The 22,865-nt window shown below is 45.4% G+C and carries 22 protein-coding genes; 18 read left to right on the top strand and 4 right to left on the bottom strand.

The features are described from left to right. Nucleotides 1-98 precede the first annotated feature (98 nt). The 14 genes from K941_RS0100465 to K941_RS0100395 all read left to right on the top strand — a co-directional run bounded on the left by K941_RS0100465 (nt 99) and on the right by K941_RS0100395 (nt 13,516). Nucleotides 99-395 carry a PepSY domain-containing protein gene (locus K941_RS0100465; protein ID WP_029102038.1) on the top strand — a complete coding sequence of 99 codons (297 nt, stop codon included), beginning with the start codon at nt 99-101 and terminating at the stop codon, nt 393-395. Between the two features lie 160 nt (nt 396-555). Further along, a complete protein-coding gene (locus K941_RS0100460) occupies nt 556-2,190 on the top strand; it encodes a CTP synthase (RefSeq protein WP_029102037.1) in 1,635 nt (544 codons plus the stop codon). Between the two features lie 69 nt (nt 2,191-2,259). Beyond that, complete coding sequence (locus tag K941_RS0100455) at nt 2,260-2,496, top strand: hypothetical protein (RefSeq protein ID WP_029102036.1); 237 nt, start codon at nt 2,260-2,262, stop codon at nt 2,494-2,496. Next, complete coding sequence (locus tag K941_RS0100450; RefSeq protein ID WP_029102035.1) at nt 2,483-2,902, top strand: PIN domain-containing protein; 420 nt, start codon at nt 2,483-2,485, stop codon at nt 2,900-2,902. Before K941_RS0100455 ends, K941_RS0100450 begins: the two co-directional genes overlap by 14 nt. Next, nucleotides 2,899-3,765: a 3-deoxy-8-phosphooctulonate synthase gene (gene kdsA / locus K941_RS0100445; protein WP_051225757.1), complete on the top strand. Its 867-nt coding sequence runs from the start codon at nt 2,899-2,901 to the stop codon at nt 3,763-3,765. The genes K941_RS0100450 and kdsA overlap by 4 nt, the downstream gene beginning before the upstream one ends. Nucleotides 3,766-4,324: 559 nt before the next feature. Then, entirely contained in the window at nt 4,325-5,638 is a 1,314-nt protein-coding gene (gene eno, locus K941_RS0100440) for a phosphopyruvate hydratase (RefSeq protein WP_029102033.1), read from the top strand. 88 nt (nt 5,639-5,726) lie between these two features. After that, on the top strand, nt 5,727-6,134 hold the full coding sequence (locus K941_RS16680) for a septum formation initiator family protein (protein WP_407662297.1): 408 nt from the start codon (nt 5,727-5,729) through the stop codon (nt 6,132-6,134). Beyond that, nucleotides 6,134-6,913, top strand: coding sequence for a 2-C-methyl-D-erythritol 4-phosphate cytidylyltransferase (ispD, locus tag K941_RS0100430; protein ID WP_029102032.1), 780 nt, complete (start codon nt 6,134-6,136; stop codon nt 6,911-6,913). The genes K941_RS16680 and ispD overlap by 1 nt, the downstream gene beginning before the upstream one ends. 18 nt (nt 6,914-6,931) lie before the next feature. Beyond that, on the top strand, nt 6,932-9,517 hold the full coding sequence (locus K941_RS14230; RefSeq protein ID WP_051225756.1) for a ComEC/Rec2 family competence protein: 2,586 nt from the start codon (nt 6,932-6,934) through the stop codon (nt 9,515-9,517). A 352-nt stretch (nt 9,518-9,869) separates the two neighbouring features. Next, nucleotides 9,870-10,910, top strand: a complete 1,041-nt coding sequence (gene sppA / locus K941_RS0100420) for a signal peptide peptidase SppA (protein ID WP_029102031.1) — start codon at nt 9,870-9,872, stop codon at nt 10,908-10,910. Nucleotides 10,911-11,185: 275 nt separating this feature from the next. Then, nucleotides 11,186-11,569 (top strand): CidA/LrgA family protein, encoded by a 384-nt coding sequence (locus tag K941_RS14225; RefSeq protein WP_036387131.1) that lies wholly within the window; start codon nt 11,186-11,188, stop codon nt 11,567-11,569. After that, nucleotides 11,566-12,270 carry an LrgB family protein gene (locus K941_RS0100410; RefSeq protein WP_029102030.1) on the top strand — a complete coding sequence of 235 codons (705 nt, stop codon included), beginning with the start codon at nt 11,566-11,568 and terminating at the stop codon, nt 12,268-12,270. The genes K941_RS14225 and K941_RS0100410 overlap by 4 nt, the downstream gene beginning before the upstream one ends. A gap of 77 nt (nt 12,271-12,347) precedes the next feature. After that, nucleotides 12,348-12,971: a PIN domain-containing protein gene (locus tag K941_RS0100400; protein WP_156892281.1), complete on the top strand. Its 624-nt coding sequence runs from the start codon at nt 12,348-12,350 to the stop codon at nt 12,969-12,971. A gap of 17 nt (nt 12,972-12,988) precedes the next feature. After that, complete coding sequence (locus tag K941_RS0100395; protein ID WP_036387077.1) at nt 12,989-13,516, top strand: hypothetical protein; 528 nt, start codon at nt 12,989-12,991, stop codon at nt 13,514-13,516. A gap of 46 nt (nt 13,517-13,562) precedes the next feature. On the opposite strand, the gene htpX is transcribed toward K941_RS0100395, so the two are convergent. From htpX to K941_RS0100375, 3 genes are all read right to left on the bottom strand, one after another. Continuing rightward, nucleotides 13,563-14,471 carry a protease HtpX gene (gene htpX / locus K941_RS0100390; protein WP_029102027.1) on the bottom strand — a complete coding sequence of 303 codons (909 nt, stop codon included), beginning with the start codon at nt 14,469-14,471 and terminating at the stop codon, nt 13,563-13,565. A gap of 163 nt (nt 14,472-14,634) precedes the next feature. Next, nucleotides 14,635-15,486: a lytic transglycosylase domain-containing protein gene (locus K941_RS14220; protein ID WP_084137622.1), complete on the bottom strand. Its 852-nt coding sequence runs from the start codon at nt 15,484-15,486 to the stop codon at nt 14,635-14,637. A 134-nt stretch (nt 15,487-15,620) separates the two neighbouring features. Then, nucleotides 15,621-16,223, bottom strand: coding sequence for a nitroreductase family protein (locus K941_RS0100375; protein ID WP_029102026.1), 603 nt, complete (start codon nt 16,221-16,223; stop codon nt 15,621-15,623). Between the two features lie 202 nt (nt 16,224-16,425). Here K941_RS0100375 and K941_RS0100370 point away from each other — a divergent pair, with 202 nt between their 5' ends. The 3 genes from K941_RS0100370 to K941_RS16990 all read left to right on the top strand — a co-directional run bounded on the left by K941_RS0100370 (nt 16,426) and on the right by K941_RS16990 (nt 20,536). After that, nucleotides 16,426-17,322: a LysR family transcriptional regulator gene (locus K941_RS0100370; protein WP_029102025.1), complete on the top strand. Its 897-nt coding sequence runs from the start codon at nt 16,426-16,428 to the stop codon at nt 17,320-17,322. 477 nt (nt 17,323-17,799) lie between these two features. Then, a complete protein-coding gene (gene mrcB / locus K941_RS14215; RefSeq protein WP_051225766.1) occupies nt 17,800-20,187 on the top strand; it encodes a penicillin-binding protein 1B in 2,388 nt (795 codons plus the stop codon). 199 nt (nt 20,188-20,386) lie between these two features. Next, on the top strand, nt 20,387-20,536 hold the full coding sequence (locus K941_RS16990; RefSeq protein ID WP_156892280.1) for a hypothetical protein: 150 nt from the start codon (nt 20,387-20,389) through the stop codon (nt 20,534-20,536). 222 nt (nt 20,537-20,758) lie between these two features. Here the strand turns inward: K941_RS16990 and K941_RS17450 are convergent, their stop codons facing one another. Continuing rightward, nucleotides 20,759-20,935, bottom strand: coding sequence for a hypothetical protein (locus K941_RS17450; RefSeq protein ID WP_208854341.1), 177 nt, complete (start codon nt 20,933-20,935; stop codon nt 20,759-20,761). A 106-nt stretch (nt 20,936-21,041) separates the two neighbouring features. Between K941_RS17450 and K941_RS0100350 the strand changes: the two genes are divergently transcribed. Next, nucleotides 21,042-22,631, top strand: coding sequence for an inorganic phosphate transporter (locus tag K941_RS0100350; RefSeq protein ID WP_051225755.1), 1,590 nt, complete (start codon nt 21,042-21,044; stop codon nt 22,629-22,631). Nucleotides 22,632-22,865 lie beyond the last annotated feature (234 nt).

Raw genomic sequence — 22,865 nt, 5'->3', positions numbered from 1 at the left:
GATTTTATGATAAAATGGCACCAATTTATGAGCTGATAAAAATCGGTTTTATCATTAATATTCACCCATAATATTTATTATCCCATTTGGAGGCAATCATGAAAAAAATATTATCAACTGTATTGGCGTTATCTCTGCTAACCCCTGCTGTGGCTTTTGCAGATAATGACGACCACATTGAGCGTGAGATTCGCACAGATGTCAATTACCAAGCTAATGTCAAAAAAGCCACCCAGCTTTTGCAAAGCAAGGGTTATCAGGTAGTGGACATCGACCCTGATGCACATCGTGGTCAAAAGACCCTAGAGGTTGAAGCTTATAAAAATGGTCAAGAGTACGACATTCGCCTAAGCTATCCCAACCTAGAAATTTTGAGCGAACGCCTTGATGATTAATTAGGCAGCTGATTGATAAACATCCAAAAAGACTTGAACCTATCAAGTCTTTTTTGTTTTGGGTGTTTTTCACAAAAATTTTTGGGATTTTGCCATTGCCCCCTATATTTTTTTGGCAATTTTTAGTAAAATTCTCTTTTACCAATAAGCGATGATTGACATGACTAAATTTATTTTTGTAACAGGTGGCGTGGTTTCCTCACTCGGTAAGGGCATTGCCGCCGCTTCTTTGGCTTCTGTGTTAGAAGCCCGTGGTCTTAAAGTTACCATGACCAAAATGGACCCTTATATCAACGTGGACCCTGGCACGATGAGTCCGTTTGAGCATGGCGAAGTGTTCGTTACCGAAGACGGGGCGGAGACTGACCTTGATTTGGGCTATTATGAGCGTTTTTTAAGACATTCTAAAATGTCTCGTGCAAATAACTTCACATCGGGGCGTATTTATCAAGCGGTGCTTGCCAAAGAACGCCGTGGCGATTATCTTGGCAAAACCGTGCAAGTCGTTCCGCACATCACAGACGAGATTCAAAGCCGTATTCTAGCGTCAGGCGAGGGTTATGATGTTGCCATGATTGAGATTGGTGGCACGGTGGGCGATATTGAGAGCTTGCCCTTTATGGAAGCGGTGCGACAACTTATGGTAAAACTTGGGCGTGAAAATACCATGCTCATGCACTTGACTCTACTGCCTTATATCTCGTCCGCCAGCGAACTCAAAACCAAGCCCACTCAGCATTCTGTCAAAGAGCTACTGTCCATTGGCATTCAGCCTGATATTTTGGTGTGCCGTACCGAGCATGACGTGGACGATGACACCAAGCGTAAGATTGCGATGTTCACCAACGTCTCCGAGCGTGCGGTGGCGGTGTGCAAGGATGCTCGCAGTATTTATGAGATTCCACGCACTTTTTATGAGCAAAATTTGGACGATTTGGTGTGCGAGCGTTTTGGCTTTAATCAGCCCGAAGCCGATTTGTCCGATTGGGATAAAGTCATTGACGGACTGTTTGGGGCGACAGGCGAGATTGTCGTGGCAATGGTTGGTAAATATGTGGAGTTGCCCGATGCTTATAAATCAGTCAATGAAGCTCTATTGCACGCAGGCATTCACAACAAAACCCGTGTAAAAATTCACTATATTGATGCCGAAAAGCTAGAAACCCAAGATGCCCTTATGGACGAGCTAAAAGCCTGCCATGCTATCTTAGTACCGGGGGGATTTGGCGAGCGTGGCACCCAAGGCAAGATGAAAGCAATCCGCTATGCCCGTGAAAATAGCGTGCCATTTTTAGGCATTTGCTTGGGTATGCAGTTAGCGGTCATTGAATTTGCCCGCAATGTGCTGGGACTTGAAGCCAACTCTACCGAGTTTGACCGCAAAACCGCCAATCCGATTATCGGTCTGATTACCGAATGGTTTGACGAAAAAGGCGAGTTACAAATTCGCTCAGATGACAGCGATTTGGGTGGTACGATGCGACTTGGCAAACAAGAAGCTCATCTGGTGGCGGACTCTCGCCTTGCCAAAATCTATGGGGCAGGCACCATTTTTGAGCGTCATCGTCATCGCTATGAGATGAATAACCGCTACATTGAACCGCTTGAAGCACAAGGGCTAAAAATCTCGGGCTACTCTGCCAAACAAAATCTTGTGGAGACGGTGGAGCTTGACAATCACCCGTTCTTTGTGGCGGTGCAATATCATCCCGAGTTTACAAGCTCGCCCCGTGGCGGACACCCACTCTTTAATGCCTTTATCCATTCGGCAGTTGCATTGCAAAATGGAAAATAAAGCATTACAATAAAATAAATGGGGCGGTTTTCGCCCTGTTTATTCATTGGGAAGATAAAAGGGGATAAGATGATTGAAATTATGGTTACAGACATCGCCAAATATGACATGGTGCAAATTCTACAAAAGGCAGTACAAGGCGAGCAGGTGATATTAAAGCATGACAATGTGGCAGTTAGTTTAACACCAAATAAGCCACAAGCTGATGAAAGGCAATTGGCATTTGATGAATTTTTTGCCAAAATGAAAGGCAAATTGCCAGCCGATTATGAGTTTAATAGAGATGAATTATATGACCGCCCATAATCACTATTTTATGGATAGTAATATTTTATTATATTCTATTGGTGATGATGACAAACAGCCCATTGCAGAAAAATTATCACGCAATCCTAATGCCGTGATTAGCACCCAAGTATTAAATGAATTTTGTAATGTGGTTTTTCGTAAAAAACTCATGACAGATGATGAATTATTATCATCAATACGATTTTTTAAAAAGTATTTTACCATTATTGACTTAAATAGCGATTTGGTGGTTGATGCTTTGCATATCAAAAAGCGTTATCAATATTCTTATTGGGACAGTTTGATTATTGCAACTGCTCTATACGCAAACACACCCATTTTATATTCCGAAGATATGCACCATGATCATATCATTGAAAACAAACTTACCATTATCAACCCATTTTATAAGGAAAACCCATGACATTAACCGCCAAATCTACCATTGAATTATCATCACAATCAGGCGATATAAAGATTGCCAATGAGTTGCCATTTGTGTTATTCGGTGGTATGAATGTGTTAGAAAGCCGAGAATTGGCATTTGAGATTGCCGAGAGCTATATTGAGATTTGCAAAAAGCTAGATATTGGCTATGTATTTAAGGCAAGTTTTGATAAAGCCAATCGGTCAAGCCTACATTCATTTCGGGGGCCTAGCCTAGATACGGGGCTGACGTGGCTAAACGACATTAAAGAAAAATACGGCGTACCAATCATCACAGACGTACACGAACCCTACCAAGCCTCTCCTGTGGCAAAGGTGGCGGACGTGCTACAAATCCCTGCATTTTTGAGCCGTCAAACTGACCTTGTGAGTGCCATTGCTCGAACAGGGGCGGTGATTAACATCAAAAAAGCCCAATTCCTTGCCCCGCATGAGATGCGACACATCATCAATAAATGCCTAGAAGCAGGTAATGATAACATTATCTTATGCGAGCGTGGCACGTCTTTTGGGTATAACAACCTTGTGGTGGACATGCTCGGCTTTGACACGATGAAGGCGATGAACGTACCCGTATTTTTTGACGTAACGCACGCCCTGCAAGAGCCAGGGGCGAGAGCGGACAGTGCAGGCGGTCGCCGTAGTCAAATTACCACCTTGGCAAGAGCAGGTATGGCAACGGGACTGGCAGGGCTGTTCTTAGAAGCTCACCCCGACCCTGACAAAGCCAAGTGCGATGGCCCTTGTGCGTTGCGATTGTCGCAATTAGAGCCGTTTTTACGTCAATTAAAAGAAATTGATAATTTGGTAAAAGGGTTTGAAAAATTAGACACGCATTGATTTTTATGGCAAGGATGGTTTATTCTTTCCGTTTTTTAATGGTTGTAAAATAATTATAGTCATTTAACTTCAAAACATACCAATTATAGTAGGTGCGTACCACGCACCAATCAGATTTTTCATTTAAAAGGTGCGTGGTACGCACCTTACCATATAACCAATGAATTTTTTTAAAATTTAACATTGGTGGGGATTGGGGTTAATTTATTATAAAGTGTAGGTGTGTGCAATTTACTACTTAAATTTTTAATTTAACTGGTGTGTATTCGCAAACCCAATCTTAATACACCCCATTCTCAACTTTATATAAGCGATTGACTTATCAAAGGGCAAATTGTGATTCGCCCCTACAAGCCCAAAAAATTATGCGGTAATCAATAAGTTACCATTTTAAGTTGGGAGTGAGGTAATGGCTGTGAATTAAGTGCCATTAGTACAGCAAAATTTGAGTAATGAGAGAATATCTGTTTGCATAAAATTTTCAAACCACTCACCCAATTTTGTGATAAAATAACCCTATCTCCACTCATTATCATTCACCCAATCAAAAGGAAAATGTATGTACGCTGAAAATACCGACAACGCCACCCAAATCAAAGACATCGTGGCTCGTGAGATTTTGGATTCTCGTGGTAACCCAACCATTGAAGCAGACGTGATTTTGGCGAATGGCGTGTGTGGTCGTGCCGCCGCTCCGTCTGGTGCGTCCACAGGTTCTCGTGAGGCGTTGGAGCTCAGAGACGGCGACAAATCTCGCTATTTGGGTAAGGGTGTCAAAAAAGCGGTGGCAAATGTGAACAGCCAAATCCGCTCAGCTTTGCTTGACAAGGACGTAACCGCCCAAAGTGAACTTGATAAGATTTTGATTGACCTAGACGGCACAGAGAATAAAGCCAAACTAGGGGCAAACGCCACGCTTGCGGTGTCGCTTGCCATTGCCAAAGCAGGGGCAATTGCCAAAAATTTGCCACTTCATCAGTACATCGCCAACTTGCGTGGGCAAACCAGCTTAACCATGCCTGTGCCGATGATGAACATTCTAAACGGTGGGGCTCACGCCGATAATACCGTGGACATTCAAGAATTTATGATTGAGCCTGTGGGCTTTACGTCTTTTTCAGAAGGACTTCGTGCAGGCACTGAGATTTTCCATAGCCTAAAATCCGTGCTAAAAGCCCAAGGGTTAAATACTGCCGTGGGCGATGAGGGTGGTTTTGCTCCGAACTTGCGTTCTAATGAAGAGGCGATTACTGTCATCATGAAAGCCATTGAACAAGCGGGCTACAAAGCAGGGCAGGATATTTATTTGGCTCTTGACTGTGCGTCTAGCGAGTTTTATAAAAACGGTCAATATGCGCTAGAAGGTGAGGGCAAATCTTACGACAGCCAAGGCTTTTCGGATTATCTGGCAGGGCTTGTGCGTCAATATCCGATTATCTCCATTGAAGACGGTTTGGATGAGAGCGACTGGGATGGCTGGGCGTATTTAACTCATCAGCTTGGTGATAAGGTGCAACTGGTGGGCGATGACCTATTTGTAACCAATCCAAAAATCCTGCGTGAAGGCATTGATAAAAACATCGCCAACGCCATTTTGATTAAATTTAACCAAATTGGCACATTGTCCGAGACGCTAGACGCCATTTATCTTGCCAAAGAAAACGGCTATGCCACTGTCATCAGTCATCGTTCAGGCGAGACCGAAGATAGTACCATTGCTGACCTAGCGGTGGGTACAGCAGCAGGACAAATCAAGACAGGCTCGCTATGTCGCTCTGACCGTGTCGCCAAATACAACCAACTGCTACGCATTGAGCAGATGGTAACGGCAAGCTATCGTGGGCGTGCTGAATTCATTGGGCTGCGTGGCTGACATGGCAACCCAAAAAACTGATGATGCTTTGTCATCAGACCATCAAACACACAACCAAAAAGTAGGCGTTAGCTTTTCGCCTGCTTTTTTGGGTTATCTGCTACTCATTGTTTTTGGGGCGGTGGTGTTGGCAGGTCTACAGTACCAATACTGGTATGGCGAGTTCGGTCATCATGCGTTTGATGAGTTAAATAATGAACTTGCCAAACAACAAAAAATCAATGCCACCCAGCAAGCGGTCAATGACACGTTACGAATGGATGTCCGTGATTTAAAATCAGGGCTGGGTGCCATTGAAGAGCATGCTCGCCTTGATTTGGGTTTGATTAAGTCAGGCGAGACATTTGTGGAGTTGTCCGTTGCCCCCATGGTGAGTGATAGAGAGATTCCCTATGGCGTGGATGGGGTGAGTGCGACCGAGCCTGTTGATGGACTTATTGATGATGACATGGGCGAGAATGCCTTTACGGGCGTTAGCGGTGATACGGGCGAGTGATGAAGCAGACAAGTCCCAACCTACCCATTCACGCACTCATCGTCTCGGCAGGGCGTGGCAGTCGTTTTGGGGCGGATGTGCCAAAGCAGTATTTGACGGTGGCAGGGCGAACGGTGTTAGAGCATGGCGTGGCGTGTTTAAATGTCCCTGCCGTCACTGATTTGACACTCGTGGTTGCCAAAGATGATACGCTTGTGTCGTCTTTGGATTTTGAGTTTAACCGCCCTGTTTATCTGACCGAAGGTGGGGCGGAGCGTTTTTTGTCGGTCAAGGCAGGCGTGGATGACATTGCTCGGCGAGCGGTTGGTGATGTGTGGGTGCTTATCCATGATGGTGCCAGACCGTGCTTGCCTGCTGATGATTTGACCCGTCTGATTGGTGCGGTGCGTGAGCTTGAACGGCTTGAACAGACGGATGGTAAGTATAACCCAGTAGGAGCGATACTTGCCACGCCTGTGGTGGATACCTTAAAACTTGCTCATGATACCAACAGCTCTGCCTTGACAGGTTGCCAATATATCAATGGTCAGATACATCGCACCATAGACCGTCGTCAGCTTTGGCAAGCCCAGACTCCCCAAGTATTTAGGTTGTACGCCTTACAAGCCATGCTTGATAAGGTCATCGCTGATGGGCTGATGATTACCGACGAAGCCAGTGGGTTTGAGCAGTTCGGTCAGTCGGTGGCTTTGGTGCAGGGTTCACGCATGAACATGAAGCTGACTTATTCTGATGATTTGGCGATGATTGAGCTGATGTTACAACATGGCATGGGTTAAGCCTAAGATGTGGGTACGATGTTGATTTGGCTTGTGTTTATTGGTGTGGCGTTGATGGTGCTCGCCACGCTGGATATCTTGCCCAGCCATGACATGACAGCCGTGAGCAGTCAGCTGTTTGGCATGGATACGACTCATGGGATGGGTTTTATGATGATGAGCATGCTCTTGTTGGGGTGTGCTTTTTTATGTTTTAAATTTAATCAATTTCATCCCAAATCCGCTTTTGCCCGAGTGGGGCAGGCTGCCATGCAGGTGCTACTGGTCGGCTTTGTGGTGCTATTATTCATGCTTCGCACCATCAGTACCGAACAGGCGTTTACAAATACTGCTCATGCCATCCCTGAGCATGGCTATACCATCACCGCCAAAGTGACGGTGCATGAGATTAGTGACAGCGTGTATGACATAGGGAGCTATTATCGCCAAAAAGCATTGCTGTCTGATTTGACATTTGGCGGTGACCGCTTGTTGGATGGCTTTAATGATGTTGGTAAGAATAATAAAGATAGCAAAGATGAGGGCGAGCACACAAGGACAGAGACCCGTAACCCATTTGCTGTTACCGCAGACACACCCGAATCCCATCCGCCCTTGCCCAGTCAGATGACGGTGCTACTCCAAGTGGCAGATGTCAAGGATAATAAGGACGGCTCGAACCGCCATCAGCTTGCCAAACTACATCCTGCCACGACCGCTTACATGACGCTACGTATTACACCCATTACTGCCGACCCCAGTGCGTCAGGCTTTGACAGTCAGCGGTGGCTTCGTACACGCCACATCCATGCCAATGCCCGAGTATTGGCGGTGCGTGATGAGCCGACACCCCTGCCACAGGTCGGCTTGGTGGGGCATTTAGAGCGATTTCGCCATGCGTTACGCACGCATTTTTATAAAGATTGGCATGCTCTTAGTGATGATAAACAGCAAGCCCGAGCGGTCACACTTGCCCTGCTGACGGGCGATAGGGCATTAATCAGTCGTGCGACCAAAGATTTATACCAGTTTGGCGGTATCAGTCATCTGCTTGCCATCTCGGGCATGCATGTGGTGCTGTTGGCGACGATGTTGAGCTTTGGGGTGTGTTATTTGACCGATAGGTTTTTGCCATATTATCAGCGACTGCCCCGCCATCGCTTGCGACTGTTTGTCATGGTGGGGGCGAGCATGATTTATGCGTTGTTTACAGGCTTTGATGTGCCTGCGGTGCGGACGGTGTACATGCTGTTGGCGGTGGCGGTGGCAGGCTATTTGGCATTGCCTTTGTCGTCGTTGGCGGTGCTGATGTGGGTGGGGCTGAGCATGATATGGCTTGACCCTGTCATGGTGTGGCAAGCGGGGTTTTGGCTGTCCTTTGTGGCGGTGGCACTGCTCATGAGTTATGGCGAGCGGGAGTTTGATGTGCCAGTCATGTCCATAAAAGACCATCTGGTCGGTTTGTTAAAGTTACAAAGTTATCTCTTTGTTGCCATGCTTCCTGTGTCGCTGTTGTTTTTTGGCAAAGTCTCGCTATGGGGGCTATTTGTCAATCTGTTTGCGGTGGGACTGTTTGGGGTGGTCATTGTGCCGATAAATTTGGTGGCAGGGGTGATTTTTGTGGTGTTGCCGAGCCTTGCTGATGTGCTTTGGGGTGTCTCATCGCTGATATTGGCATGGCTTCATCAGCTCCTGACGTGGTTACAGAGCCTAAGTGATGTATGGTTGTATCAGACCACGAGCGTGATAGGCATGGCACTGTTTGCCCTTGGGGTGGCGGTGTGGGTCGCCCCTGTGATAGAGCGGAAGTTTGCATTGGTGCCACTCATGGCGGTGGCGATGATGGTGTTATTTGTAGATAGACAAACGTCATTTAGTGTGATGGTGTTAGATGGTGATGATAAGGTCAGCCAAGTACTCATCCGTCAGCAAGGGGCGGATAATGGCGATGATGCGGTGTGGCTTGTGTTGTCAGATTTGCAAGATGATAAGGCGGTAGGATATGATAAAGTGGCGAGTGTTCTGCACGACAAACTGCGTCAGCACGGTATTCACCATCTGACAGGGGTCATCGTGCAGACCCCAAGCCATCGCATGAGTGATGTGGTGGCAACGCTGGCACAGGACGTGTTTATCCATCGCTATTGGCAGGCGGGGCAACCTACAAACACCGTGCAGGGCTTGCCCATGCAGGTGTGTGGGGTAGGGCGGTCATGGTCGGGGCAGGGGCTTAGCATATCGGCAATGACAGGCTGGCAGATGATAGATGATGAGCGGGTGTGGGGCTGTACTATCATCGTTGAGAGCGAGCTGATGCCTGCCATCATGGGTGGTATCCATCATGATTATGGCGATGATGATGGTCGTGATGACCAAAAAAGCAAGCAGGCAGGCTCACGACTCATCATTAATGGAGCGACCCATGAGTATGCGTGGCACATGCATGAGAGTATGTGCCATGATGAACAGGTGCATGCCGATGTGTGGCTTGGACACAGTCGCCATGCTGTAAGTGGGACGGTGTTGGCACAAACTTTGCCATCGCAGATTATTTTTACTGACAAAGATATAGCGGACAACCGTGAGCGAGCTGAGCTGATGATGATAGAGCTTGGTGGTCAGTAGATACGCTCTAATAACAAATTGATAAAATTTAAGGCGAGCATTTGGCAATATTTGTGTTAAAATAACCCTTCTAAAATTTAAAATTATCCAAAACCGACCGTACGGTTTTAACTTGGATTTTTAAAAGGGCGTGCCTGCCTTTTGTATTTGCAATGAAAAATGAGAAAAATCGCACGTTTTTCAAGGAAAAAACGCAGGTTGATAGTCATTCTATCAGATAAGTTTTTGACTTCGAGCCACAAGATTTAGCCATTTTTCATGCAAAAACGATTAGTTTTTTCTAAAATATTTCTATATTGTAAATAGTGTTATAAAGGTTCAACACGTCCAAGTTAAGTCAGGAAAATACATCATGGCATGGCCACCAAACCCCAATAAAGACAACTCAAACGAACGCTCAAACCCAGCACCACAAACACCGCCCAATCAATACAGCGGTCAAGAGTGGCGACTGCTAGAAAAAACACTCATGGCAAGTCTTGATGAGCAAAGAAAAGCTCGCCGTTGGGGGATATTTTTTAAATTGCTCACGTTCGGCTATATCGTTTTTATCATCGCCGTCATGGGGCGTGGGTGTAGTACCGCCAGTAGCACCATACCACTAGAAGCGAACTCGCCCCATTTGGCGGTGGTGGAAGTCAATGGCGTGATTGCCAGTGACAGCGATGCTAATGCTTATGACATCAGCTCGGCACTGACCGAAGCCTTTGAAAATCCCAATGCCAAAGCCGTCGCCCTTGCCATCAACTCTCCTGGGGGTTCGCCCGTGCAGTCGGATGAGATTTGGCAGACCGCCATGGAGCTACGTAAAGACAACCCTGACAAAAAACTCTATGCCGTCATCGGCGACATCGGGGCGAGTGGTGCGTATTATATCGCCAGCTCTGCCGATGAGATTTGGGTGAATCCATCAAGTCTGGTCGGCTCTATCGGGGTCATCATGTCAAGCTACAACACCGAAGAGCTGATGAAAAAAATCGGTGTCCAAGACCGCACCATGACATCGGGACAGTACAAAGACATCCTATCCATGTCTCGCCCCATGACCGAAGATGAGCGGGTACACGTCCAACAACTGCTTGACACCACGCACCAAAACTTCATCGATGCAGTCAAAGAAGGGCGTGGCGATAAGCTCAAAAATGCCGAACAAAACAACGTGTTTAGCGGTCTGTTTTGGACGGGCAAAGAATCGCTTGAACTGGGACTTGCCGACAAAGCAGGTGGTATTAGTAAGCTAGAAAAAGAGCTGGGCGTTGAGCATTCGGTGAATTACACCTATGTAGACCCCATGCGTAAGGTCTTTGACCGCCTTGGCGTGCAAATCGGTAAAGGTCTGGGGCAGGGCGTGCAAATGAGCATTGCAGAAAATAGCCAAAGCAAATTGCAATGATGATAAAGACAAAATAAAAAACTAAAAAGGGCATGATTGCCCTTTTTTATTGTCTTGATTTAGATTTAGTCTTGCTAATTGTACTCAAACGTCTACGACAAGGCGGTTAAAAAAATAAGTTGTTAACAATACCTATTTTCATTAAATCAGCCTTGTCATCAAATTTAACAAAATAAAATAACAAGCACAATTAAGCGGTGCAAAATGCCATAAAGTTTTGTACAATACGTCATCTTTGGGTGTCTTTGGGTGTCTTTGGGTCGGATAAAACCATCATGATTTTAAAAGCATTTTTGATTATTTTTGGGTGTGTGTTTTTGGGCGAGATTTTTATCGCCTTGACGGGATTGTCCTTGCCCCCGAGTGTGATTGGGCTGATTATTCTATTTGGGGCGTTGCAGGCAGGCGTGGTTAAGTTAGAGACGGTGCAGAGCCTTGCCAAGACCTTACTGGACTACTTGGTGCTAATGGTCGTGCCTGCCTGTATCTCCATCATGCAGTATCTGGACATCATTCGGTCGGATTTGGGGGTGCTGATTGGGGCGACTGCCATCAGTACACTGCTGGTACTGATTGTGACGGGCAAATCCTATGAGTGGCTACGGCACGCCCAAAAAGCCAGACATCAAGGACGAACAAATCAAAGAGGCAACTCATGAATACCGAGCTGTCAGAGCTGTTAAACAGCCCATTTTTTCTGCTATTTATGCTCATCGCTGTCTTTCACGGCTGTATGCACATCAAAGCCCGTTTCAAAAATCAGCTCATTAATCCTACACTCATCACGACCATCGTGGTTATTACCCTACTACAAGTGCTAAATATAGAGTGGGCGAGCTTTGAGCAGGCGAGTCGTCAGCTGACCTTTTGGTTACAGCCTGCGGTTGTGGCACTTGCCATTCCGCTTTATGTTCAGTGGCAAAAAATCCGCTCGCAGTGGTTTCCTATTATCATCTCACAACTGCTAGGCTCGCTCACGGGTATTATCTCAGGGATTTGGCTTGTGCGTCTGATGGGGGGTAGTGAGCAAAGTGCCATCGCCATCGCCCCCAAATCTGTCACCATGCCGATTGCCATCGAGGTCACTGATAAATTGGATGGGGTGATGGGTATTACCGCCAGTACCGTACTCATCGCAGGTGTGTTGGGGCAGATGATGGGTATGGGCGTGCTGTTATTTGTCAAATCCACTCATCCTATGGCGTGGGGGCTATCCATGGGGACAGCGTCGCACGCCCTTGGTACGGTGCGTGTCATGCAGATGGGGTCAAGGTTTGTGGCGTATGCGACAGTGGGGCTAATTTTAAATGGTATTTTAACGGCATTTTTAGCCCCTGTGATTGTGCCGTGGTTGCTTTAATGATTGGGTCTTATGAAAAAAATTTTGTTATTGGATATTGAATATGTGACTGTAAAAGCGGATGAGATTTTTGCTTTTTGCCAAAATATGATAGGGTTTATGTGAGTTTTGCAAAAACCCCTGCTATTTTTGCATTGCAAGATATTGAGTTATTGAGTAAGTTGCTAAATTATAAGCTGTTTTTAATTACAATGACAGAGAATAAAAAGAGCAATGGTGCTGATTTTGGTTTGGCATTTTATGCAGGGGCGTTAAGTGGTCAGTTTAAGCCCAATAAAACAAAATTCTATATTTTGTCTAGTGACAGAGATTTTGAACATATTGCTAGACTGCTTCAAAAAAAGTCATTTAAGGTTAAGCAAGTCACCAAAGAGCAATATATTATGCATAAAAATATTGACAATGGACTTATGCCAAAATTGACTGAATTTAAAAAGAATATCTATCTACATGACATTAAGCATTTATGTGATATTTGGACTAAGGAGAATAACAATCGCCCTGCTAAAATAAAAACATTAAAAAAAGACATTTATCAAAAATTAAAATTGACAGATAAGAGTGTAGACAGAATATTTGAGTTGCTACAAGAATATAAAATTGTCCATGTGAATCATACCAAGATAGGCTACAATCAAGGTCACATCAAAAATTGGTCGGCTCTTGATACTGGTGATTATCAGACAGATAAAATGCGTTAAAATTACGCAAAAAAGAGTTGGCTCTGCCACCCAAAGTGGAATATATTTTGGGTGATATGTCTTTGAAAAGATTGAAAACCATCTGTGATTTATTGTTTTTGTTAAAGAAAAAGCCAGCAACCATAAATGAATTTTCAGAATGGCTAAAAGAAGAGTTGATGATTGAACATGTTTTTAGCGTGCAAAATATCATCAATACAATGCAATCTTATTGTGTTATCGAAAAAAATCATCAGATTATTTTTGATGATGAAGTGATTGAGAATTGGGCGAGAATTAATATTAATAGAGTGAATGACAATTTCATCAGAATGGGAAATACGCTTTTGGTTAAAGACGGCGTCATGAGACTAAAAGATAAATTGGCGGAGTTCGTTACATTGGGTCAAAAAATAGGTGAACAGGTTGATGAGACAGAATATTTAGATATTGCTAAATCAGTTTTTCCTAACGAGAATGATAAAATTTTAATGCAGTTAGCCATTTGTCAGGGCTGGATTATTATGAAAGATGATGGCGTTGTTTATAGTGGCTTTAAGCTTTAAAAAGACCGCCAATACTTTGACGGTCTAGGTGATGTTTGTGACAATATTAATTGGCAGGTAGTTTTTGCAGTGCTGAGATACGCTCATCCAATGTCGGGTGCGTGCGGAACAGATTGGCAATGCTAAATCCTTGGGATTGACCACTAGAAATGGCAAAGGCTTTCATGCTCTCTGGCATTTGATCGGGGCGAGCTTCGGCAGGACGTAGGGCGTTTAGGGCACTAATCATCTTGTCACGGCTGGCAAGTTTTGCCCCCATCTCGTCGGCACGGTATTCACGCAAGCGAGAGAACCACATGACGATGGCACTTGCCAAAAAGCCAAGCAAGATGTCCATAACCATACTGGTTACAAAGTAGCCGATACCAGGGGAGTCGCTTTCGTTTTTAAAGACCACTTGGTCCACAAATGAGCCGATGATACGGGCAAAGAACATGACAAAGGCGTTCACCACACCTTGAATTAAGGCAAGTGTTACCATGTCGCCATTGGCAACGTGTCCGATTTCGTGAGCCAGTACCGCTTCGACTTCATCGGCGGTCATGGTGTGTAGTAGTCCTGATGAAACAGCGACTAGGGCAGAGTTTTTGTTCCAACCTGTGGCAAAGGCGTTGGGTTGGGCATTGTCAAAAATACCCACTTCGGGCATGCCAATACCGACAGCTTTGGCTTGTTTGGCGACGGTATCCACAAGCCACTGCTCGGTGGCATTACTGGGACGTTCAATGATGACCGTACCTGTGGATTTTTTTGCCATCCATTTTGACAAAAATAAAGAAATCATTGAGCCAATCATGCCATAGCACAGGCATAAGACGGCAAGCGAACCATATTGAAGTCCGCCCGGTCCATGCACACCGCCCAATCCAAAGACTCTACTTAGGATAAAAAAGGCGATACCTGCCACGACCATGACGGCGACGTTGGTGAGTAAAAATAAACCAATGCGTAACACGGTAAATTTTCCTTAAAATAAAAGTTGCAAAATAAAAATGCCCCCATTGGCATTACTGCTATTATGGGGCATGACGTTAAAAATTTAAATGGTATTTGTGTAACTGATTGATTATTTTTACAAAAATTAGATATTTTTTTAAAATCAACCAGTTACAAGCGCATTATTTATGGATGTAAATACGTCCTGAGCCACTACCAACACTGGGGTTTTGGGGAGTGGCGTAGTTATTATTTGGGGTGGTGTAAGTAATGCTGACATTTTGAACACCTGACGAGCTGGGTACTTGCAAGGTGGTCGGGGCGGGCGTGGTAAAGTTTTGGTTCATTGCCAAGTGCGTGCCACCCCCGATAATACCCGTATCATGGCGATAGAGACTGGCATAACGACTGTTTACCGAGCGGACGTAATTTTGGGTTTCCCGAAATGGGGGAATGCCACCATGTTTGCGGACATTGCCCAATCCTGCATTGTAGGCGGCGACGACGTAGTCACGGTTGCGAAATTGGCGTTGTAGCCATGCAAGATATTTTACCCCGCCTTCGATATTTTGGACGGGGTCCCAAGCGTTACTTACGCCCATGTCTCGGGCAGTACCGGGCATGAGTTGCATAAGTCCCATTGCCCCCACAGGTGAGCGAGCGTTCGGGTTAAAGGCAGATTCGGTGTGAATGATGGCTTTGACAAGGGCAGGGTCTACGCCATGACGAGCAGCGGCGGCACGGATTAAGTGGTCGTAGGCGTTACGGTTGGCACTGCGACTGGGTGTGGCGGCGGTCGTTGGGTTGTAGGTGCTAGGGATGTTGCCATTGGAATGTAATTTGGTGTCAGGGTAATAGGTAACACTGATTTGGGTGAATTTTTTGGTGCCACTGGTGTTTTGTTGGACATTGGTCAAAAATTTTTGTCCGTTATCGCCATCTTCGTAGACATAGATGGTGTTGGCTGTGGCATGTGTGACAACAGCAGAGAATAGGGCGACGGGCAGTAGGCGACTTAAAAGAGTGTTGGTCATGGTCTTTTGGTTGTTAAAATGGTAAATGCCTTAATTATAACACAAAAATTTATTTTTAAAAAAAACAAAACCAAGATTTTTATCTTGGTTTTATCTCTGTTTTTATGCCAACTTGTCTGTTTTATGGCTGATGATTAACCAAAGACTTTTAGGCGTTCTGCCACAGGGGCAAACGTTTTCTCGCCAGCAGGGGCAACAATACCGCCAAAGACCATTTGGGCGACCAGTTGCCAGTTGCTAGGCACGTCCCATTCGCTTGCCACGAAGTCATTAATGAGTGGGTTGTAGTGCTGTAAGTTGGCACCGACATTGGCGGAAGCTAGGGTTGTCCAGATGGCATACTGTACCATGGCATTGGCGTGACCTGCCCAGATGGGGAAGTTGTCGGCATAAGCAGGGAACTGCTCTTGCAAGCCTTTGACCACGTCGGTATCTTCAAAAAACAGCACCGTGCCTGCCCCTGCTTTAAAGGCGTTTAATTTGTCTTGGGTGGGGGCAAAATTCTCGGCAGGTACGATAGCACGCAAAATTTCGGTGGTGGCGTCCCACAGTTTTTCGTGTTCAGCCCCGTGTAGCACCACAAGGCGAGTGGACTGTGAGTTAAAGGATGAGGGTGTATGTAGTAGGGCGTGTTCGACGATTTGGTCGATTTGTACGCTGGTTAGGGGGCTATTCTTGTCTAGGGCATAGATAGAACGGCGAAGTTCGGCGGTGGCTTGTAGGGTTTGAACAGACATGGGTATTCCTTATGTTAAGAATGAGTAGAATGAGATTTATTATAAATTAAAATAATAAGAGAACAATAGCCATTTTGTTAAAGGTTTGTTTCTTATTAAGAAAAGGTTTATAATGGCAAAATGGTTTTGTTAAGCGTGTTTTGCCATTTAATACACTTTTAAAAATATTGTTTTTGATGCTTTTTACACAAAGAACCCCAACATGGACACACTTACCAGTATCAAAGTTTTTCATCAAGTGGTTTTAACAGGTAGTTTTACCAAATCTGCCGACAGCTTAGATATGTCGGTGGCGATGACCAGCAAGCACGTTGCTCACTTAGAACGCACGCTTGGCACCAAGCTGTTACACAGAAACAGTCGCAATATTCATCTGACCGATGCAGGCGAGCAGTATTATCGTGAGTCGCTGTATGCCTTGGAACTGTTAGACAGTGCCAAAGAGACTGCCCAAGGGGCAACCGATGGCGTGCGTGGCATGTTAAAAATCACCATGCCCAGATGGTTTGCCAATCCCAAGATGGCAGGCTATTTGAGTGAATTTCAGGCACGTTATCCTGAGGTGATTTTGAATGTCTCGCTGTCCAACCAGTTCGTGGATTTGGTGGCGGATGGTTTTGATTTGGCACTGCGAATCACTCATGACCCCAAGCTGTCTTTGATAGCTCGCCCTTTGACACGCATGGATTTTTATCTGGTGGCAAGCCCTGATTATCTGTCACGCCATGGTACGCCGACCACGCCCGATGAACTAAACGACCCTGCCTGTCATCGGGTGATATTGCCAACGTATGTCAAAATGGACAGCGTGTCCATTTATCATCACGCCACACAAGCAAACTTTGTACTAAACCCCAAGCCGTCCATGTACAGTAATGACACACCCATGATTAGTGAGCTGGTACGGGCAGGGGCAGGTATTGGCTATGCCCCAAGCTGGCTTGTTGAGCATGATTTGGCAGATGGGCGACTGGTGCGACTGCTTGCTGATTATGAGCTGTTGTCGGTCATGCTCTATGCGGTGTATGTGGATAGGGCGTTTTTGAGTGCCAGAGTACGGGCGTTTATTGATTTTATGGTGGAAAAACTGGATGGTTAGAATTTAGCCATTTTTCATGCAAAAATAGATTAAAATTTTTGGTAGTGGTCTAAAAAGTATGCCAAACTAGGTTTTCCGTTCGCCCTGAGCCTGCCTGCGGGTAGGAAAACCGTTAGGTTTCCCAAGCTCGCCACGAACGGTTTTCTTTGTAGCATACTTTTTGAACCAGAGCCAAATTTTTAAAATTTACTTCAATCTCAACTTAAAATATTAACTTATTGATTTTTCAATGATTGTTTTCGGGTTGTAGGGGTGGATTGCAATTTGCCCTTGATAAATCAATCACTCATACAAGGTTGAGAATGGGGTAAAATTTTGTTTTCTTTTTATAAAAATGTTATCAATGCTTGATACGCTCTAATCATATCCTGTCAGCCATCTGTAACATTTGGGCGGTTTTCCATGGTTTTTTCACTTGCCAAACGCCTGATTTTAACGTTATGATATGACACTTTTCACATTTTAACAATGATTATCATGCTAACTCATAAAAAAACCCCCAACCGCTCACCAAAATCAGAACAGGGGCTGATGCTTGTTGGGTTTTTGCTGTTGGTTATCATCATCGCAGGACTCGTGTTTTTGGCGATGTATGCCTATAAATTAAACAGCGAGATTGTCAGTAAATTTGAAAATCGCCGTTGGGACATTCCTGCCACGGTCTATTCTCGCCCCCTAGATTTGGAGCGGGGTGTGGCGGTCTCTGATGCCAATTTTAAGGCGTGGCTTGACATGCTAGGATATAGCCAAGGCAATGTCAATCAGACGGGGCGTTATGAGAAATCGGGCAATACCTACACGGTGCATACACGGGGTTTTGATTATGGCGATGGCGAGATAGACCCAGCACAGGTGCTAAAAATCACCTTTAACGCTGGCAAAGTCGCCAAAATCCAAAGTACCAATCCTAATGCAGATGGGGTAGTGCGTTTAGAGCCGATTAACATTGGCGGTATCTATCCTGAGAATAACGAAGACCGCATTTTGCTGACCAAAGATACCATGCCGAGGCAGTTGGTGGATGCACTCATTGCGACCGAAGACCGTGGTTTTTATGAGCATTATGGCATCTCACTGCGTGGCACAAGCCGAGCGTTGCTCTCCAACATCACAGGGGGCGAACGTCAAGGCGGCTCGACCATTACCCAACAGCTCATCAAAAACTTCTACCTAAACTCCGAACGCACCCTAAAACGCAAGGCAAATGAAGCCTTGATGGCTTTGCTGTTAGAACGTCATTATAGCAAAGATGCGATTTTGCTGGCGTATTTAAATGAGATTAATCTGGGGCAAAATGGCAATCGTTCGGTCAATGGCTTTGGCATTGCATCGCATTTTTATTTTGACAAGCCTATATCAGAGTTGAGCCTTGACCAATATGCCTTGCTGGTTGGGGTTGCCAAAGGGTCAAGCTATTATAACCCTAGAAAGCACCCCGAGCGGGCGACCGAACGCCGTAATGCCGTGCTACACAACATGCTAATCATGGGTAAAATCAGCCAAGATGAGTATAACGAAGCAACCGAGCGACCACTGGGCGTGGTCAAAACCCCTGCCATCGCCAAGCCCAAATTCCCTGATTTTTTTGATGCGGTCAGCCGTGAGCTAAGACGATATTATAAAGACAGCGATTTGCGTGGAGCGGGGTTAAAAATCATCTCAACGCTAGACCCGATTGCCCAAATGTCAGCAGACAAAGCCATTAGTGAACATTTAAATAAAAAAGGTAATAAAAACAAGAAGCTACAAGGAGCATTGGTCAGTGCTGACCCTGCCACGGGCGAGCTCGTTGCCATCGTGGGTAGTGCCAGCGATTTTACGGGCTTTAACCGTGCCATCGATTCAAAGCGACAAGTTGGCTCACTGTTGAAGCCTGTCATCTACATGACCGCCATCCAGTCGGGTAAATACCACTGGGCAACCCCTGTCAAAGATGAACCCATCGCCTATCCTGCTGGTGGTAAATCATGGACGCCCAAAAACTATGCTGGCAGAAGCTATGGTGATGTCCCTATGCTCACCGCCCTTGCCAATTCTTATAACCAGTCAGCGGTCAATGTCGGCATGGATTTTGGCATTAACTTATTTTCAAAACAACTGCGTCAGCTTGGTGTGGAAAGTCACATTTCCCCTTACCCATCCATCATGCTCGGGGCGATTGATTTGTCGCCCATGGACATGCTCGGGGTGTATCAAGTCTTTGCCAGTGGTGGCTATCATACTCCCATTCATAGCATTCGTCAGGTCATCAGCGAGACAGGCAAAGTGATTCAGCGAACAGACGATAACATCAAATCAAGTGCACGCATACCGCCTGAGGTCATGACGGTGACAAACTTCGGTCTGCAACAAGTGGTCAAAGATGGCACCGCCAAAGGCATGGGCAACATTGGCAGTACTTATAAACTCGCTGGCAAAACAGGCACGACCAATGATGCTCGTGATGCGTGGTTTGCAGGGTTTAGTGGCAACTATGTCTCGGTGGTGTGGGTTGGACGTGATGATAATAAGCCCATTGGACTGACAGGAGGGTCGGGGGCATTGCCGATTTGGGCGGATTATATGAGACGGCTTAACTTAGCCCCTGTGCGTCTTGATGAGAGTGATAAAGTGGCGTGGCTGTGGCTCGATGGCGAGACAGGACTGCTCTCCGATGAAGCCTGCGAGCATGCCATGTATGTGCCAGTATTGGCAGAACATGCCCCCAAACAAAGCACGTCTTGTCTGAGTGAAGAGTATCATCATGATGAACCAAGCGGGACAGCTGATGAAGTCATTGACGATGGCAAGGTGGTCTATGGCGAGGTGGCTGATGATGTCGTGGAAGAAGAGGTGGTCTATGGCGAAGTAGAAGAGAGCTTTTGATGTATAGCCATTAAAAACCATTTGCAAAATCAAATCAATACTGCCATCATTGATTTATGACAAAATAGTGATAAAACCGTAACAAAGCCATGGCAAAACTGTAAAATAGGATTGTCGTGGTTTTTGTTCATGCCACACGCCAATCATGAAGTGTCCATCATGAAACGCAAAAACTCCCTACACCATCTTGCATGAGTGGATGGCTCATATCGATGAGCTTGCTCGTCTGCCGACAACCTTGACAAACTGCATGGACAAGCGTTTAACCGCTTGCAAGATGATGTGCTTAAATGAAGAACAAGCATCGTCTTTGATGAATGATATTAGCTATGTCAAACGCATTGAATAGGGCGTGCTAGAACTTCTGATGGGAGTAGGCGAGATGTTTTGTTGTCAGGCACGCTAATGCTGTTAAAAAGCAAACAATCATAACGTTTTGATACATTTTCCCAAAACTTATGAAATGTGTTAAAATTGTCATATAACTGTCATATTTGACTTTTATAATGCAACGATTTTTGGATACAACGCATGTTAGGGCGTGCCTGCCCTTTATAACACAATTTAAAATTTAGAAATATTGTGGAAATAAACTACCTGTTTTTGCATGAAAAATGGCTAAATCTTGTGGCTCGAAGGCAAAAGCCTGTTTGATAGAACGACCATCAAACTTCACTTTTTCCTTGAAAAACGGGCGATTTTTTGTGATTTTAATTGCAAATACAAAAGGCAGGCACGCCCTATCCATGACGATTCAGATTAAGTAGTAGTGGCGTTACCCATTTAAGGGGTTAAATGGGTGGGGCTTTTTTATTGTGATATTCTTTTAATTTAACCAACCCTTGGCGGATTTTATGGTAAATTCAGCGAAGCAGTCTACGCCCATGGCGGCGAATGTCTTTTTTGCCTTATTGATGTTAGGTATTAGCGTCTATTTTGTGATGTGGGGACTTGATTATACCAATCATCAGCAAGTCGTGCTGTTCTTGGTGGCATCATTTTTTGGGATTTTTATGGCGTTTAACATCGGTGGTAACGATGTTGCTAACTCCTTTGGTACGTCAGTCGGAGCAGGGACGCTTACCGTTACCCAAGCCTTGGCGGTGGCGGCAATTTTTGAGGTGTCGGGGGCGGTGCTTGCTGGAGCTGCCGTTACCGATACAATCCGTAGTGGTATTGTGGATATCTCGGATTTGGGGGTGTCGCCCAATCAGTTTATTTATCTTATGCTCTCGGCACTCATCGCAGCAGCATTTTGGCTACTGTTCGCCACCAAAAGAGGTTTGCCAGTTTCTACCACACACGCCATCATTGGTGGTATCGTGGGGTCAGGCATTGTACTTGGTGTGAATTTGGGCGGGTCAGAGCTTGCCTTATCTACTGTCAAATGGTCAAAGATTGGTGAGATTGCCATCTCGTGGGTGCTGTCGCCTGTACTTGGTGGGGCGTTGTCTTATGTGATTTATGGACTGGTCAAAAAGAACATTTTGGCATATAATGACAAAATGGAGCTTGAGGTCAAAGCCTTAAAATCAGAGAAAAAAGCCCTAAAAGCTCGCCAAAAAGAGCATTTTGAAAAATTAAGCGATTCTGAGAAATTGCCTTATACAACCGCCCTGTTGCGAGACCAAGAAATCTATAAAGAGACGGACAATCCCGATGAGCTTGAAACGGGCTATTACAAAGAATTGTACGCTCTAGAAAACAAAAGAGACAATCTTGATACCCTAAAAGCCCTAAAAACATGGGTACCACTTATCGCTGCTTTGGGTGCGGTCGTGATGACAGCGATGGTGGTGTTTAAGGGTCTAAAAAACACAGGGCTAAACTTATCCACCTTGCATTCTGCTCTTGTGATGGGCATGATTGGGGCGATGGTGTGGCTCACCGCCTTTATCTATACCAAGACCATTCGTGGCAAGCACAAAGAGGACTTAGGTAAGGCGACCTTTATCATGTTTAGCTGGATGCAGGTGTTTACCGCTTGTGCGTTTGCGTTTAGCCATGGCTCGAACGACATCGCTAACGCTGTCGGGCCTTTTGTGGCGATTATGGATGTTATCCGTGAAAACGCCATTGCTACCAAAGCGACCGTGCCTGCCCCTGTACTTGTTACCTTTGGTGTGTCGCTTATCGTGGGGCTTTGGTTTATTGGTAAAGAAGTTATTCAGACCGTCGGTACGAATTTGACCGAAATGCACCCAGCATCGGGCTTTTCTGCCGAGCTTGCGGCGGCGGCGGTCGTCATGGGAGCGTCAAGCCTTGGTATTCCTGTGTCTAGTACGCATATCCTTGTTGGGGCGGTGCTGGGTATTGGACTTGTGAACAAAAGCACCAACTGGAAACTCATGAAACCCATCGGGCTTGCGTGGGTCATCACACTTCCTGCAGCAGGGATGATTAGTGCCATGGCGTTTTTGGCATTGTCGGCGATATTTGGTTGATGATTAGAATTCTTGAGAAATTCAAAAATTTTGGCTTGCAAACCTTGATTTTATTGGATTTGGAATTTTGACAAGCTCAATAAAATTGTAATTTCTCAAGAGGTCAAAAACATAAAGAAGGGCGTGTTTATCGCTCTTTTTTGTGGGTAAAATTCAAAAGCCATAACTATTGTCTTAGATGATTGCAAATACGGTCTAAAACTTCAAAATTATTAGGGCGTGCTTACCTTTGGT

The sequence above is a fragment of the Moraxella caprae DSM 19149 genome, from assembly GCF_000426885.1.
Lineage (GTDB): Bacteria > Pseudomonadota > Gammaproteobacteria > Pseudomonadales > Moraxellaceae > Moraxella > Moraxella caprae.
This window is presented reverse-complemented; position numbering and strand designations above follow the sequence as displayed.

Coding starts and splice junctions, on each gene's coding strand:
- K941_RS0100465 (WP_029102038.1), top strand. CDS start 99: ATGAAAAAAATATTATCAACTGTATTGGCGTTATCTCTGCTAACCCCT.
- K941_RS0100460 (WP_029102037.1), top strand. CDS start 556: ATGACTAAATTTATTTTTGTAACAGGTGGCGTGGTTTCCTCACTCGGT.
- K941_RS0100455 (WP_029102036.1), top strand. CDS start 2,260: ATGATTGAAATTATGGTTACAGACATCGCCAAATATGACATGGTGCAA.
- K941_RS0100450 (WP_029102035.1), top strand. CDS start 2,483: ATGACCGCCCATAATCACTATTTTATGGATAGTAATATTTTATTATAT.
- kdsA (WP_051225757.1), top strand. CDS start 2,899: ATGACATTAACCGCCAAATCTACCATTGAATTATCATCACAATCAGGC.
- eno (WP_029102033.1), top strand. CDS start 4,325: ATGTACGCTGAAAATACCGACAACGCCACCCAAATCAAAGACATCGTG.
- ispD (WP_029102032.1), top strand. CDS start 6,134: ATGAAGCAGACAAGTCCCAACCTACCCATTCACGCACTCATCGTCTCG.
- K941_RS14230 (WP_051225756.1), top strand. CDS start 6,932: ATGTTGATTTGGCTTGTGTTTATTGGTGTGGCGTTGATGGTGCTCGCC.
- sppA (WP_029102031.1), top strand. CDS start 9,870: ATGGCATGGCCACCAAACCCCAATAAAGACAACTCAAACGAACGCTCA.
- K941_RS14225 (WP_036387131.1), top strand. CDS start 11,186: ATGATTTTAAAAGCATTTTTGATTATTTTTGGGTGTGTGTTTTTGGGC.
- K941_RS0100410 (WP_029102030.1), top strand. CDS start 11,566: ATGAATACCGAGCTGTCAGAGCTGTTAAACAGCCCATTTTTTCTGCTA.
- K941_RS14220 (WP_084137622.1), bottom strand. CDS start 15,486: ATGACCAACACTCTTTTAAGTCGCCTACTGCCCGTCGCCCTATTCTCT.
- K941_RS0100375 (WP_029102026.1), bottom strand. CDS start 16,223: ATGTCTGTTCAAACCCTACAAGCCACCGCCGAACTTCGCCGTTCTATC.
- K941_RS0100370 (WP_029102025.1), top strand. CDS start 16,426: ATGGACACACTTACCAGTATCAAAGTTTTTCATCAAGTGGTTTTAACA.
- mrcB (WP_051225766.1), top strand. CDS start 17,800: ATGCTAACTCATAAAAAAACCCCCAACCGCTCACCAAAATCAGAACAG.
- K941_RS16990 (WP_156892280.1), top strand. CDS start 20,387: ATGGCTCATATCGATGAGCTTGCTCGTCTGCCGACAACCTTGACAAAC.
- K941_RS17450 (WP_208854341.1), bottom strand. CDS start 20,935: ATGGATAGGGCGTGCCTGCCTTTTGTATTTGCAATTAAAATCACAAAA.
- K941_RS0100350 (WP_051225755.1), top strand. CDS start 21,042: ATGGTAAATTCAGCGAAGCAGTCTACGCCCATGGCGGCGAATGTCTTT.